This window comes from Tatumella ptyseos (genome assembly GCF_030552895.1).
GTDB lineage: Bacteria > Pseudomonadota > Gammaproteobacteria > Enterobacterales > Enterobacteriaceae > Rosenbergiella > Rosenbergiella ptyseos_A.
Genome location: NZ_CP130649.1, coordinates 968,489 through 980,973 on the forward strand (window position 1 = coordinate 968,489; position 12,485 = coordinate 980,973).

The 12,485-nt window shown below is 43.5% G+C and carries 14 protein-coding genes and 1 tRNA gene; 9 read left to right on the forward strand and 6 right to left on the reverse strand.

Annotated features, from left to right (window positions below; translation table 11 throughout):
• The first annotated feature begins 579 nt into the window (after positions 1-579).
• The gene (gene clcA, locus QJR74_RS04660) at positions 580-1,995 is read left to right on the forward strand and encodes a H(+)/Cl(-) exchange transporter ClcA (RefSeq protein ID WP_304373431.1); all 1,416 of its coding nucleotides are present in this window, start codon (positions 580-582) and stop codon (positions 1,993-1,995) included.
• 174 nt (positions 1,996-2,169) lie between these two features.
• Here clcA and QJR74_RS04665 read toward each other — a convergent pair whose 3' ends face one another.
• Positions 2,170-2,637, reverse strand: a complete 468-nt coding sequence (locus QJR74_RS04665; RefSeq protein WP_304373432.1) for a DUF1203 domain-containing protein — start codon at positions 2,635-2,637, stop codon at positions 2,170-2,172.
• A 602-nt stretch (positions 2,638-3,239) separates the two neighbouring features.
• Between QJR74_RS04665 and QJR74_RS04670 the strand changes: the two genes are divergently transcribed.
• Complete coding sequence (locus tag QJR74_RS04670; RefSeq protein WP_304373433.1) at positions 3,240-4,043, forward strand: DUF3289 family protein; 804 nt, start codon at positions 3,240-3,242, stop codon at positions 4,041-4,043.
• A complete protein-coding gene (locus QJR74_RS04675) occupies positions 4,036-4,482 on the forward strand; it encodes a DUF943 family protein (RefSeq protein ID WP_304373434.1) in 447 nt (148 codons plus the stop codon). Before QJR74_RS04670 ends, QJR74_RS04675 begins: the two co-directional genes overlap by 8 nt.
• Positions 4,483-5,070: 588 nt before the next feature.
• Here QJR74_RS04675 and QJR74_RS04680 read toward each other — a convergent pair.
• A tRNA-Arg gene (locus tag QJR74_RS04680) sits at positions 5,071-5,147 on the reverse strand.
• A gap of 177 nt (positions 5,148-5,324) precedes the next feature.
• Here QJR74_RS04680 and folD point away from each other — a divergent pair.
• The 6 genes from folD to tatE all read left to right on the forward strand — a co-directional run bounded on the left by folD (position 5,325) and on the right by tatE (position 9,001).
• Positions 5,325-6,191 carry a bifunctional methylenetetrahydrofolate dehydrogenase/methenyltetrahydrofolate cyclohydrolase FolD gene (gene folD / locus QJR74_RS04685; RefSeq protein ID WP_241624712.1) on the forward strand — a complete coding sequence of 289 codons (867 nt, stop codon included), beginning with the start codon at positions 5,325-5,327 and terminating at the stop codon, positions 6,189-6,191.
• A complete protein-coding gene (ybcJ, locus tag QJR74_RS04690) occupies positions 6,191-6,403 on the forward strand; it encodes a ribosome-associated protein YbcJ (protein WP_304373435.1) in 213 nt (70 codons plus the stop codon). The genes folD and ybcJ overlap by 1 nt, the downstream gene beginning before the upstream one ends.
• Positions 6,404-6,549: 146 nt before the next feature.
• Complete coding sequence (locus QJR74_RS04695; RefSeq protein WP_304373436.1) at positions 6,550-7,113, forward strand: YbhB/YbcL family Raf kinase inhibitor-like protein; 564 nt, start codon at positions 6,550-6,552, stop codon at positions 7,111-7,113.
• A gap of 25 nt (positions 7,114-7,138) precedes the next feature.
• Positions 7,139-8,218 (forward strand): endonuclease/exonuclease/phosphatase family protein, encoded by a 1,080-nt coding sequence (locus QJR74_RS04700; RefSeq protein WP_441007645.1) that lies wholly within the window; start codon positions 7,139-7,141, stop codon positions 8,216-8,218.
• A 203-nt stretch (positions 8,219-8,421) separates the two neighbouring features.
• Entirely contained in the window at positions 8,422-8,631 is a 210-nt protein-coding gene (gene cspE, locus QJR74_RS04705; protein WP_006118399.1) for a transcription antiterminator/RNA stability regulator CspE, read from the forward strand.
• 166 nt (positions 8,632-8,797) lie between these two features.
• Positions 8,798-9,001 carry a twin-arginine translocase subunit TatE gene (gene tatE, locus QJR74_RS04710; protein WP_304373438.1) on the forward strand — a complete coding sequence of 68 codons (204 nt, stop codon included), beginning with the start codon at positions 8,798-8,800 and terminating at the stop codon, positions 8,999-9,001.
• A gap of 88 nt (positions 9,002-9,089) precedes the next feature.
• Here the strand turns inward: tatE and lipA are convergent, their stop codons facing one another.
• The 4 genes from lipA to dacA all read right to left on the reverse strand — a co-directional run bounded on the left by lipA (position 9,090) and on the right by dacA (position 12,419).
• A complete protein-coding gene (lipA, locus tag QJR74_RS04715; RefSeq protein WP_304373439.1) occupies positions 9,090-10,055 on the reverse strand; it encodes a lipoyl synthase in 966 nt (321 codons plus the stop codon).
• Positions 10,056-10,176: 121 nt separating this feature from the next.
• Positions 10,177-10,854 (reverse strand): lipoyl(octanoyl) transferase LipB, encoded by a 678-nt coding sequence (gene lipB, locus QJR74_RS04720; protein WP_304373962.1) that lies wholly within the window; start codon positions 10,852-10,854, stop codon positions 10,177-10,179.
• Positions 10,855-10,880: 26 nt separating this feature from the next.
• Entirely contained in the window at positions 10,881-11,144 is a 264-nt protein-coding gene (gene ybeD / locus QJR74_RS04725; protein ID WP_071434586.1) for a DUF493 family protein YbeD, read from the reverse strand.
• Between the two features lie 87 nt (positions 11,145-11,231).
• Positions 11,232-12,419, reverse strand: a complete 1,188-nt coding sequence (gene dacA / locus QJR74_RS04730) for a D-alanyl-D-alanine carboxypeptidase DacA (protein WP_441007646.1) — start codon at positions 12,417-12,419, stop codon at positions 11,232-11,234.
• Positions 12,420-12,485: the final 66 nt, after the last annotated feature.

Genomic DNA, 12,485 nt, shown 5'->3' on the forward strand with positions numbered 1-12,485 from the left:
ATTAGCCCCTTCTTATTGAAGGTACTCCTGACGCGGTGATTTATACCATAGGCCGCAGGTACGACACAGAAGGATCACATCGTCAGAAGGTGAAATATCTGTCACTAGAGCATGGCGAAAAGCGTGGATCCCTAACAGCTGTTCAATATTTCTTATCATAGAATCAGCGATTGGAAAGATGGCTCGAACAAACCCGCTGGAAAGCTTTCCATGGTGAGAATGAGTGAAATCACTCGTTTGAAAAAACGAGTTAAGCCTTTTTGCTCCACAGGCAGTGATTTTTTTACTGTTACATATCTGACATTTTTGCATCATGGTTACCTCTGTCGATAACCATAGTTGAATAAAAAATTATTACCAGATCTAAAGAATACAAATCTGATGCCCAACGCAAATAAGCGTAATATTTCTTCTTTAGCTGCTTGAATCAATTCAATTAGTGCAGCTAAGGAGTAATAACCGGTACTCACGCTGCGGTTAATACTGCTTGGAATTTTGTACAGGTCTATATTAATAATTGCTTTCGATTCCCAGCACATCAGCGTATCGTTTAAAAAAAGTCATTGATTACGTGGAGTAATGGTGCGGAAGGTGAAAAATAAGCAAAATTCTATCAGTCGTCGATTACGAAAACGCCAGCGAATAATGCACCGTCTCCTTACACGAGATACGGCATCCATTAAAATATTACTGTTGTCTGTCATCGTGGGGTGTTTGGTAGGGGGGATAGGCGTCGCTTTTGCCAAGACGGTAAATTATATCAGCTTTCACCGCGAACAACTCATCGAAGTAAGAGCAGGAGACACCTTGCAATGGGTACTCTTGGCATTTGTTACCTCATTTTTAATGGGCGGCCTGGGCTTCTTTTTGGTGAAGAAATTTGCCCCAGAAGCCTCAGGTTCAGGGATCCCTGAAATAGAAGGGGCACTCGAAGAGTTAAGACCTGTACGCTGGTGGCGAGTATTACCTGTCAAATTTATAGGCGGTATGATGACGTTAAGCTCAGGGATGGTACTCGGTAGAGAAGGGCCGACGATTCAAATGGGCGGTAACCTTGGACAGTTAGTTTTTGACCTCTTTAGGGTAAAAGATAAAGAAACACGACATAGTCTACTCGCAGTAGGGGCTGCCGCGGGACTGACTGCAGCATTCAATGCCCCGCTGGCAGGGATCTTATTCATTATTGAAGAGATGCGTGCACAGTTTCGCTATAACTTAATCTCGATAAAAGCGGTCTTTATTGGGGTAATTTGTGCGACGATCATCTATCGCTTATTTAATAGCGATCAACCTATCCTAAATTTAGGACAACTCGGGCAAGCGGGCACAGACAGTTTATGGCTATTTTTAGTTCTTGGTGTATTGGTAGGCGCAATAGGTTACTTATTTAATAAGCTTATTTTTACGGTACAAGATACTTTTCGGGCGATCTGCGGTCAACGACTTGTATTAAGTGTCATGATAGGCGCTCTGATTGCGGGGCTTTGCGGTGTGACTGTACTCTTCTTTCCCGCTGTGGTGGGAAGTGGGCATATGCTGATCCCGCAAGCGGCATTAGGCTTAATTTCCCTGCAGTCGCTACTCCTGATTTTAGTTGTGAGGATTTTTACAACGGTCGTCTGCTTTTCCTCTGGGGCGCCAGGCGGTATTTTTGCTCCTATGCTGGCGTTAGGTACGCTGATAGGGAGCGCCTTTGGTACTATAGCCCATCACCTATTTCCGTTTTATCACTTACCGATCTCGATCTTTGCTATCGCGGGAATGGGGGCGTTATTGGCTGCCTCGGTACGTGCCCCCCTTACCGGCATCGTCTTAGTTCTTGAGATGACCGACAATTATCAAATTATTTTAGCAATGATTATTACCTGCTTAGGCGCGACATTAATGGCGCAATTCTTGGGAGGAAAACCGCTTTACTCAGCAATTTTAGCCAGAACCTTAGCTAACGCTGAAACCGATATCTCAAAAGAAAATCGTCAACCTGCAAGCTCATGACATTGCCTATATCTTGGTCCCGAAAAATCCAGTGTAAATAGAAAAAATAGGGTGATAGTTATTGGATAATTAAATTAAGAAGCAGGATTTTTTGTAATCAGTAGCAGTTGGTGAACCGTTCGCAAGCAATACGTAGAGAGTCACGATATAGGGTTGATCCTGATCAGCGATCTTCTAATCGCGTTCAATACGACAGGAAAAACATCCTTGCTTTGCATTGTGCGCGAGGATGAACTCAACCTTATCATTGCTCAGCAGTGACAATATCTGTGCTGTAGCCTCTCCTCGCTGGGCCAAGCGGGCATCGATAAGCATGTCTTGACTATCGAATCCACGCAGAGAAAGTATTCTTCGTTCCATGATTTCAGGAAGGATATTTGAATACCTGCCCGCATCGAATTGTCCTTCCCAGATAAAGATTGCATGGGCACCTTTATAAGGCGATTGGGTATCTAGATACTGATGATTGAGTAATAGCGCGTTCTCACCCACGGGGATATCGCGCAACGTGATGCGATCTGGGAAACCGGGGTATTGGTCAACGCTTACCCTTAACGCACCTTGAGCAATAAGATCGTCACTGTTCAGTCCATAGAGGTGACTAAATTGATGGCCACTTAAGCCTGTAATAATAAATGACATCGCTCACTTCTACGCTTTAAAAAGAAGTGATAGTAGCCATCTCGAAGGACTTAAAAAATCCGTTTCTTAATATCTTCACGGTGATGATGAGGGGGAAGGACTCAAGAAGTTATATTCAAAGTATTTTATCGATAACTGAACGATTTTATTTTCTCATCATCAAAGCATAATATTCACACTGAGAAAAATGATCAGTTATACCACGCACTACTTTCTTTATATTGAGTAATAAAGTTGTTGATTAGAAAAGAAAGAATAATTTGTAGAACAGGTGTAAGGTAATTATTTGAACAGTTTCACGTCAGGGCAAGGGGGGGGTAGGGTAGGTGGTAAGGTAGGCGATTAATAAATTTTTTCTAAATATAGTTCCTGTAAAATTCAAATCTTCTAGCCAGTCTTCTATTCGCTATATAAGTTTTCATTTCAGTTTGTTACCAGCGCATAGATATCTCTCAGAAAATAACTACCATCATGGCGGAGATTCATCATTGTATGGCCATAAATGACTCATAACGTAGAAATCGTAAAAAAATTCTCAATCTATCTTACAAATAGATAATGTATAATCCTTAATCATTTTATAGAAAAGGGATTAATTTAAAATGAAAGAAAGCTACCAAAGACTGGTTATCTTCACTACAAAAAAAAGATTTAATGACAGAAATACCGATGATATGCAAAGTGGTGATATGGATGTTGATTTACTCAAAAGGCATTACCATCTCGGGCAAGTATCAACTTTTATCGATTGGACTACTTTTGTACCCTCCTATCAGCATCCTGCTACTAACTCTATAAAGCCAGTTAGCAGAGATAAAGCGATTGCGATGCTATATGATGAGCTACGATCTCAGTCCTATGTCTTTTCTTTGAGAGGGCCTTATCAAGGCTTAATCATGAATCTTTTGAATCACATGCAAAGTAGTAATGGAAATGACTTTCAACATCCTTTAATGAATAGTGCCTACAAAAATCTCATTTTGAGTGACCGCTCTATTGATAGCACATTATCCGTAATTAAAAAAACTCTCGAGCAATTTGATTTCAACAAGGGCCGATTGACGCAAGAATATTTTTCAACTGTATTATCTAAAAGTCATTTACCAAAATACACAAGATGGAAAGATTTCATCAATGGAATGGGCATTACTGTCCATGATATAAACAGCACAGAAATCTCTATAGAAAGATTGAGCTTCCATGGTAATAAATATATTGCGACTATCAAATACAGAGCACAAGATCATTTTGGATTAGATAAAGAAGACATCTTAAAATTTAAATTTAACTCTATTGCTTTCTTTAGAATATGGTTCGTTCTACAGAGAGCTGAGCACTTTGCTCAAAAGCCTTTTTTCACAAATTTCGACGCTACTATAACATTGACAGGAGAAAACAATGTTTAATTTTAAAAGGATTGCAGCGATTATAATTTTTTTAATAGTAGCGTATTGTATATCGATTGCTGCAAGACCAGCCAAAATAGTCAGAGTGGATAATAGTACGGTTTTTGTACAACACTTACCGATGACTGTAGAAGGAAAACTAAAGTGGTGGTTGAAAAATAGAGAATTACTTCAGAAGGAATATCAAATTATCGGTACCCCTGATAACTTCACAGTTATCATCATGAATTTCAGTGGTTATGAACGGTTACCAACCGGAACTCGAGATGGTTCCGTTGACGACTATACCTGTTTTGATGATGCTGACGATGGGCATAAAAAATGTGTTTATAACAGCATTGCAATTGTTATTAGAGGAGGCGTTGATAGCAAGGTGTTTGTAAATATAGGTGATAAAACCTATACACAAAGTTCTGATGGGTGGGTAATCTTAAAATAGAATCATTTATTAGAAAATCGCTTAATAATTGTAACGATCTTACCAAGTAAGCCAGGCTAATTTAATATTTGGGGACAGAGCCCTTTTTTAAATTTAACTTCTGTCCATTCTACGGAACGAATTTCAATCGTCCTGAATCCGGTCAGCATTAGAAGCTAAGTAGTGATTTCAGCAATTTTATTAGACTAAAAGTTTTCTAGATGTTTTGGAGCTGCCCTAGCTCATCTACTATATTGTGCTCTGCCTGAAATGACTGCATAGGTAAAGATTAAACGACATGCCTAGCGAGTTTTCCCGAGCTTATCGAGCATATTCTTTTTATTCATAAAGCGTTCCTGCTCTAGTCTTGGCCTCACAGCATTAACCAAGTAATAAAGCTTCGGCTGGCTGCGGTGTTGATTTTCGCTATATAGAGAATACGGGGATTTATCTTTATTCAGGGATATATTCGCTCAACACCCCCTAAATCTATCTATGTGCCAATGGAATACAGTGGGTATCGCTGGACGTTAGTAGACAAGGGATTGGCTAAGATACTTAATTTTATTAGGGAGAGTGGAAATTACTGGAGGGGTGTGGAGGTTGAAATGGTACGCCCTATAGGATTCGAACCTATGACCTACGGCTTAGAAGGCCGGTGCTCTATCCAACTGAGCTAAGGGCGCCCTGATTTCAGTCACGGATTATACGGCTGAAGGGTCTTGAGTCAATCACTTTACGCCTAGAATCAGTTTATTGCTGAAGCTTTGAGCATAATTAGCAAATCTTAACCTGACAGCGTAGCTTGCTTCTGACAAAATACAGTTATCCCCCCCAATAGCTTAAAAGTGGATTTTATCCGGATGTCAGCGAAAATTATTGATGGTAAAACGATTGCGCAGCAAGTTCGTGCTGAAGTAGCTGCAGGAGTTCAACAACGTCTTTCTGCGGGCAAGCGTGCACCTGGACTTGCCGTGATCTTAGTCGGGAGCGATCCTGCTTCCGAAATTTATGTCGGTAGCAAGCGGAAAGCTTGTGAAGAAGTGGGTTTTATCTCCCGTTCTTATGATTTACCGGCCACCACCAGTGAGCAAGCGTTACTGGAGCTTATCGACCAACTGAATGAAGACCAAGCTATTGATGGCATCTTGGTTCAACTTCCGTTACCCGAAGGAATTGATAACGTTAAGGTTCTCGAGCGTATCGCGCCGAGTAAAGATGTTGATGGATTCCATCCTTATAATGTGGGTAGACTTTGCCAACGCGCTCCTATTTTACGTCCTTGTACTCCACGGGGAATCATCACATTACTAGAGCGGAACAATGTCGATACCTTCGGCTTAAATGCGGTTATCGTCGGGGCGTCTAATATTGTTGGGCGTCCTATGGCGCTGGAGCTGCTGCTTGCAGGATGCACCACAACAGTCACACACCGTTTTACCAAAGATCTCCGTTCTCATATTGAACGCGCCGATCTGCTGGTAGTGGCGGTAGGTAAAGCTCATTTTATCCCTGGGGAATGGATCAAGCCCGGTGCCATTGTGATTGATGTAGGGATAAACCGTTTAGAGAGTGGAAAAGTAACTGGTGACGTAGATTTTGATTTGGCGTCTGAACGAGCCTCTCTGATTACTCCGGTTCCGGGGGGCGTTGGTCCAATGACCGTCGCCACATTGATTCAAAATACGTTAGAAGCATGTGAAAAATACCATAGTGGGAGTGATCAATAATGCAGCAATTTTCCTTAGGAAAACATCCACATGTTGATCTTTGTGATCTATTAAAATTGGAAGGCTTGACTGAGAGCGGGGCGCAGGCAAAGATCGTGATCGATGCCGGAGAAGTGACCGTAGATGGGAAAATTGAAACCCGTAAACGCTGTAAAATCCATGCAGAACAAGTAGTAAGCTTCGCTGGCCAGTCTATTCAGGTGATTGCTTAACTTCATGTAAACTACCGGTAAGTCACCTTATCGGTAGTTCTCTCAAAATGACGTCAGTTCAATTCAAAATCCACACTCTGCGCTATCCTAATTAAACAATATTGTTATAAGATTGTTTTAACTTTTAAACAGAGTCGGATAACCCAATGAAAAAGCTACTCTCTTCTTTGTTAATGATTGCAGCGGCAGGTAGCAGTGCCTATGCAAGTGCAGCGCCCTTTGTATTGACCTCGCCCGACTTCTCTTCAGGAAAACTCTTACCTGCTGCCGCAGGCGGTAAACCGGGGAATGATCCAGCCTGCCATGGGCAAAATATTTCTCCCTTACTGGCGTGGCAAAATGCACCAGCGGCTACCAAGAGTTTCGCGCTAATCATTCAAGACCCGCAAGGAAAAAATGGTTTGGGTGTGACACATCTCGTTGCCTATGGCATTCCAGCGACCACACAACGTTTAGAACGCACTGCATTGAGTAACGGTAAAGGGTTCGTGGGAGGATTAAATAGTAAAGGTAGCGAAGCCTATGTTGGACCTTGTCCTCCCCCTACACTCGATTTGCATTACTACACCTTTACGCTGATTGCGACCGATCTGCCGGCGAATGCCCTGCCCGCTGGATTATTAAGAGAAGAGTTACTTCATCGTTTAGAGGGGCATGCTCTGGCTGCAGCAGGTATGGTTGCAGGCTATCAAGCTAAAACCGCTCAATGATGCGCTAAGTGAGACTGCACTTGTGCTGATACTTTTAACGTTTTTAAGTAGCCTGTTATTACTATTAACTCTCGCACCGCTTTCGCACTGTCGTTATTGGTGGGTGAGGGTATGGGATTTTCCAAGAGTTCAATTATTAGCTATCGCGATAATGCTTGCATTGGCGTCTAGCTATTACGAGTTTGAGGCACCCTTATGGGTAAGTAGTCTACAAGTTATCACGCTAGGTTGTGCGGCTTATCAGCTCTTTTGGATCTACCCCTACACGATATTTTCTCGTAAACAAGTTGAAAATGCGCAGCCCGATTGGACAGGTACCACTTTAAAAATCATGGTATCCAATGTACTGACTCCTAATCGTCAAGCGAACAAACTACTGGCGTTAATGGAACAGGAGAAACCTGACGTCCTAGTTGCGGTAGAGACCGACCAGTGGTGGGAAGAGCATCTCAAGCCACTCGAACAGGACTATCCTTGGGTGATTCGCTGTCCACAAGATAATCTCTATGGCATGCATGTTTATTCGCGAGTAGAAGTCCGGGATGCGAAAATCCAATTCTTGGTCGATGAAACAATTCCTTCAGCTCATCTACTTTTAGTGATGGAGGATGGGCTTGAGGTGAGTTTACACTGCCTGCACCCAATGCCTCCAAGTCCAACAGAGAGCGATGATTCCATCGATCGTGATGCAGAATTAGTGATGGTCGGTAAAAGTGTTGAGCAACGAGATATACCCGTCATTGTCACCGGTGATATGAATGATGTGGCTTGGTCGCGGAGTACGCGTCTGTTTCTGAAAGTCAGCGGTTTAATGGACCCACGGCGGGGTAGAGGGATGTTTTCGACTTTCCATGCCAGTTATCCTTTTTTACGTTGGCCACTGGATCATGTTTTTCATAGTAAAGATTTTGTTCTTAAGGATCTGAGGCGTCTTTCTAGCGTTGGTTCAGACCATTATCCTTTCTATGTCGAGCTGCTTTATCATCCACAACAGGGCGCACAGCAGCAAAAGCTTGCGTGCACTCAGGACGATGAAAAACGGGCTAAAGAGGTATTGAGCCAAGTTGGCGGGCATGAACAACATGTTCATCGTCCTGGTGAATGAATAAAAAATCCTAATGACCAGTGATGACGGGAATGGGTTCGGTTCCATAAAACGGGCTTTTCACTGGGTGAATATCAATCAATTGCACAAAAAAACGATATTTATCACTTTTTCATCAGATCTTACTGGACAAATGGCTCCGCAATTGGTGTACTAGATACCGACACAGATTTAGTGTCTTTTTTAATGTAAAGGTAATATAGATGTCTAAGATTAAAGGTAACGTTAAGTGGTTTAATGAATCCAAAGGATTCGGTTTCATTACTCCTGAAGATGGCAGCAAAGATGTATTCGTACACTTCTCTGCTATCCAGAGCAATGGCTTCAAAACTCTTGCTGAAGGTCAACGCGTAGAGTTTGAAATTACTGACGGCGCTAAAGGCCCATCTGCTGCTAACGTTATCAGCCTGTAAGTTAACAGCCAGAATTTCAAAAACCCGCCGCTCTGGCGGGTTTTTTTTTACCTTTACGTTAAGTAGATGTTAATACGCAATCTGTTACAGATCATAATTGTGTTATAATCCTGTTCTATCATGATAGATAGAGTGTCCTGCTAAGTATTGAGGTTGAAAGAGAGTTATGGAAGGTATTAGCTTAGCCAAGTTGTTAATCATCGGCGCACTAATCGTTTTATTGTTTGGTACGAATAAGTTACGTTCTCTTGGTGGTGACTTAGGAAGTGCAATTAAAGGCTTTAAAAAAGCGATGAAGGATGATGACAGTGCGGGTAAAAATGCTACGGCTGAAGAGGTCACCGCAGACCGCGTTACTCATAAAGAGTAATTAGCCGATTACTTACTGTTTAGTGTAAGTAAATATAAAAAAAGCCAGTGCTCTGAAGAGGACTGGCTTTTTTGTATTTGGCATCAACTTATTTGATCTCGATACCCTGTGCCTGCATATCGGCATGGTATGACGAGCGAACAAACGGGCCACAAGCGGCGTGAGTGAAGCCCATTTCCATTGCTGCTTCTTTCATTTCATCGAACTCGGCAGGGCTGACATAACGTTGAACAGGAAGGTGATGGCGACTAGGTTGCAGATATTGACCTAGCGTTAGCATCGTTACACCATGTCGACGTAAGTCACGCATAACTTCAATAATCTCTTCGTTAGTCTCGCCAAGACCCACCATTAATCCAGATTTTGTTGGGATATTCGGGTGTGCCTGCTTAAATTTTTCGAGCAAGGTCAACGACCATTGATAATTGGCGCCTGGCCGTACTTGGCGGTATAAACGCGGCACGTTCTCCAAGTTATGGTTGAACACGTCCGGCGGTGTGGCCGAAAGGATCTCTAATGCCTTATCCATGCGACCACGAAAATCAGGGACCAAGGTTTCAATTTTTATCGTTGGGCTCTTCGCTCGAATTGCCGTAATACAGTCAGCAAAGTGCTGTGCTCCGCCATCCCGTAAATCATCGCGATCCACTGAGGTGATAACTACATAGCGTAACGCCATATCAGCAATCGTCTGACCCAACTTTTCTGGCTCATTGGTATCAGGTGCAACGGGTCGGCCATGGGCAACGTCACAGAAAGGACAGCGTCGGGTACAGATGGCCCCAAGGATCATAAAAGTTGCTGTACCATGGTTAAAGCATTCTGCAAGGTTAGGGCAGGAGGCTTCTTCACAAACCGAATGAAGACCATTTTTACGCATCGCAGCTTTGATGCCTTGAATACGGCTTGAATCAGCAGGAAGCTTGATCTTCATCCACTCGGGTTTACGCAGTATTTCTTGGCGTTCGGTTACCACGGTCTTCACCGGGATCAGTGCCATTTTATCGGCATCCCGATATTTAACACCGCGTTCCATTTGTATTGGTTTGCTCATAAGGTATTCCGCGTCACTGTCAGAAGAATCATGCTCGCAACCTCGCAGATTCAACTTTTCTGATAAATTTGCAAAAGTATATCACTCGGCCGCTGCTTAGACAGCTTTAAGCGCACAAAAGTTACAAAGTTGTAAAGGAAAGCGGGTGTTCGCTCGGCAGGGGGGTGTCACTCACCACCTGCTGATAAGGGATATAGTGGGTGAAATGCTTCACTAAATCTTGCGAGACTTGCGCTATTTTTCGCGAACTTCCATGATCTCTCAATTGCGTCATCGTTAAGTCAGCGTAACCGCAAGGGTTGATACGTGTAAAAGGGGAAAGATCCATATCAACGTTGAGAGCTAAACCATGGAAAGAACAGCCATGACGAATACGTAGCCCAAGTGAACAAATTTTCTGTTCAGCAAGATAGACACCGGGTGCGTCAAGTCGAGCGTAGGCTTGGAGTCCATCTTCGGCCAAGGTATCAATAACCGTATTTTCAAGTGCCGTTACAAGCTCACGTACCCCAAGTTTGCGACGGCGAATATCGATTAAGACATACATAATTTGTTGCCCTGGCCCATGGAAAGTCACTTGGCCGCCTCGATCGCTTTGCATGACAGGAATATTGCCTGGCGCTAACAAGTGCTCGGCTTTACCCGCTTGCCCTTGCGTAAAGACAGCAGGGTGCTCAACCAACCATAGTTCATCCGCGCTAAGAGCTGTCCGGTTATCAGTGAAGTGATGCATCGCCTCGGAAACCGACGCCCAAGGTTGTTGACCTAGTTGGCGGACAATTAGAGGGGGCAGCTTCATCGTCGTGGTTGGTTGGTCATGACACATTACATCACCATACGGACAATTTCGATATTCCCTAACTCTTCGTACAGAGTTTCAACTTGATCGATATGCGTTGCATTAATGGTGATAGAAACTGAGTGGTAGTTACCCTTACTGCTTGGGGTTATGGTTGGAGAATATTCACCCGGAGCGTGGCGCTGTACCACTTCAATAACTTGGTCAACAAGTTCAGGTTGTGCGAGACCCATCACTTTATAAGTGAAAGGGGTCGGGAACTCTAACAGTTCATTTAGTTTAGTTTTCATAATCACTCCAAATCAAAAAAGACTCCCGCAAGCGCGGGAGGTTATATTAATAATTATGTGGGGGCGAAGCGAAGAAAATCAAGCACTCTAGCCAAACCAATGATGGAACATCAGTTTGATATGGTCGACAATTTTACTGAAGAAACCGCCCTCGGGGACGGCGTTGAGCACCATTAACGGACGTTTATCAATAATTTTCCCGTCCAGTTGGAAATTAATGGTTCCCACTACCTGATTCTTTTGGAGTGGTGCGTGAAGTTCGCCTGAATCGAGCACATAGCTAGCTTTGAGATCTTTCATGCGTCCGCGTGGTACGGTGATGTACACATCTTTATTGACACCCAGCTCAGCTTTATCAGTATCACCAAACCAGACGGGTTCGGATGCGAAGTCTTTACCTGCTTTGATAGGGGAGATGGTTTCGAAAAAGCGGAAGCCCCAGGTCAGGAGTTTCTTACTTTCAGTTTCCCGGCCTTTATAAGTGTGGCCGCCCATGACTGCCGAGATCAGACGCATTTGACCTTCGGTTGCTGAGGCAACCAAGTTAAATCCGGCGGAATCAGTGTGTCCAGTTTTAATGCCATCAACATTCATGCTGGTATCCCACAGCAATCCATTACGGTTTTGCTGGCGGATATTATTAAAGGTAAACTCTTTTTCGTGATAAATGGCGTATTCGTCCGGTACATCTCTAATCAAAGCTTGGCCAATTAGCGCCATATCGCGAGCTGAACTATATTGTCCTTCAGCATCCAATCCGTGTACCGTTTGGAAGTGCGTATTTTTGAGACCCAATGACCTTACATAGTTGTTCATCAGACCGACAAAGGTCTCTTGACTGCCAGCAACATAATCAGCCATCGCTACACAAGCATCATTACCTGATTGCAGTACAATTCCGCGAGTTAGTTGTGAAACAGGTACACGATCGCCTGGCTTGAGGAACATTAATGATGAACCTTTAAAAACAGGATTTCCTGTCGCCCATGCATCTTGACCTACAGTCACCATATCATCTTGGTGGATCTTACCGGCTTTAACGGCTTGGCCGATAACATAACTGGTCATCATTTTGGTCAAACTGGCGGGGTCTCGGCGCGCGTCGGCATTTTTCTCTGCCAGGACTTTGCCTGAGTTATAATCCATGACGATATACGCCTCGGCATCGATATTCGGCACGCCTGGGATCATCGTCTGAACGATATTATCGTCTGCCATAGCAGAAGGGCCCAGTAGCACTGCCACCAGCGGGAGTAGGGTGAGACGCTTTAACATCTTTGGAGCGAGAGTTTTCTTCATTGTAACGTTCTCATTCAGAGGCAGTACAAAAATCCCCGCTAA

Excerpts from the sequence above, each read along its gene's own strand:
- QJR74_RS04670 (WP_304373433.1), top strand. The coding sequence starts at position 3,240 with ATGAAAGAAAGCTACCAAAGACTGGTTATCTTCACTACAAAAAAAAGA.
- QJR74_RS04675 (WP_304373434.1), top strand. The coding sequence starts at position 4,036 with ATGTTTAATTTTAAAAGGATTGCAGCGATTATAATTTTTTTAATAGTA.
- lipB (WP_304373962.1), bottom strand. The coding sequence starts at position 10,854 with ATGAAGCTGCCCCCTCTAATTGTCCGCCAACTAGGTCAACAACCTTGG.
- ybeD (WP_071434586.1), bottom strand. The coding sequence starts at position 11,144 with ATGAAAACTAAACTAAATGAACTGTTAGAGTTCCCGACCCCTTTCACT.
- cspE (WP_006118399.1), top strand. The coding sequence starts at position 8,422 with ATGTCTAAGATTAAAGGTAACGTTAAGTGGTTTAATGAATCCAAAGGA.
- clcA (WP_304373431.1), top strand. The coding sequence starts at position 580 with ATGGTGCGGAAGGTGAAAAATAAGCAAAATTCTATCAGTCGTCGATTA.
- tatE (WP_304373438.1), top strand. The coding sequence starts at position 8,798 with ATGGAAGGTATTAGCTTAGCCAAGTTGTTAATCATCGGCGCACTAATC.
- dacA (WP_441007646.1), bottom strand. The coding sequence starts at position 12,419 with ATGTTAAAGCGTCTCACCCTACTCCCGCTGGTGGCAGTGCTACTGGGC.
- lipA (WP_304373439.1), bottom strand. The coding sequence starts at position 10,055 with ATGAGCAAACCAATACAAATGGAACGCGGTGTTAAATATCGGGATGCC.
- QJR74_RS04665 (WP_304373432.1), bottom strand. The coding sequence starts at position 2,637 with ATGTCATTTATTATTACAGGCTTAAGTGGCCATCAATTTAGTCACCTC.
- ybcJ (WP_304373435.1), top strand. The coding sequence starts at position 6,191 with ATGCAGCAATTTTCCTTAGGAAAACATCCACATGTTGATCTTTGTGAT.
- folD (WP_241624712.1), top strand. The coding sequence starts at position 5,325 with ATGTCAGCGAAAATTATTGATGGTAAAACGATTGCGCAGCAAGTTCGT.
- QJR74_RS04695 (WP_304373436.1), top strand. The coding sequence starts at position 6,550 with ATGAAAAAGCTACTCTCTTCTTTGTTAATGATTGCAGCGGCAGGTAGC.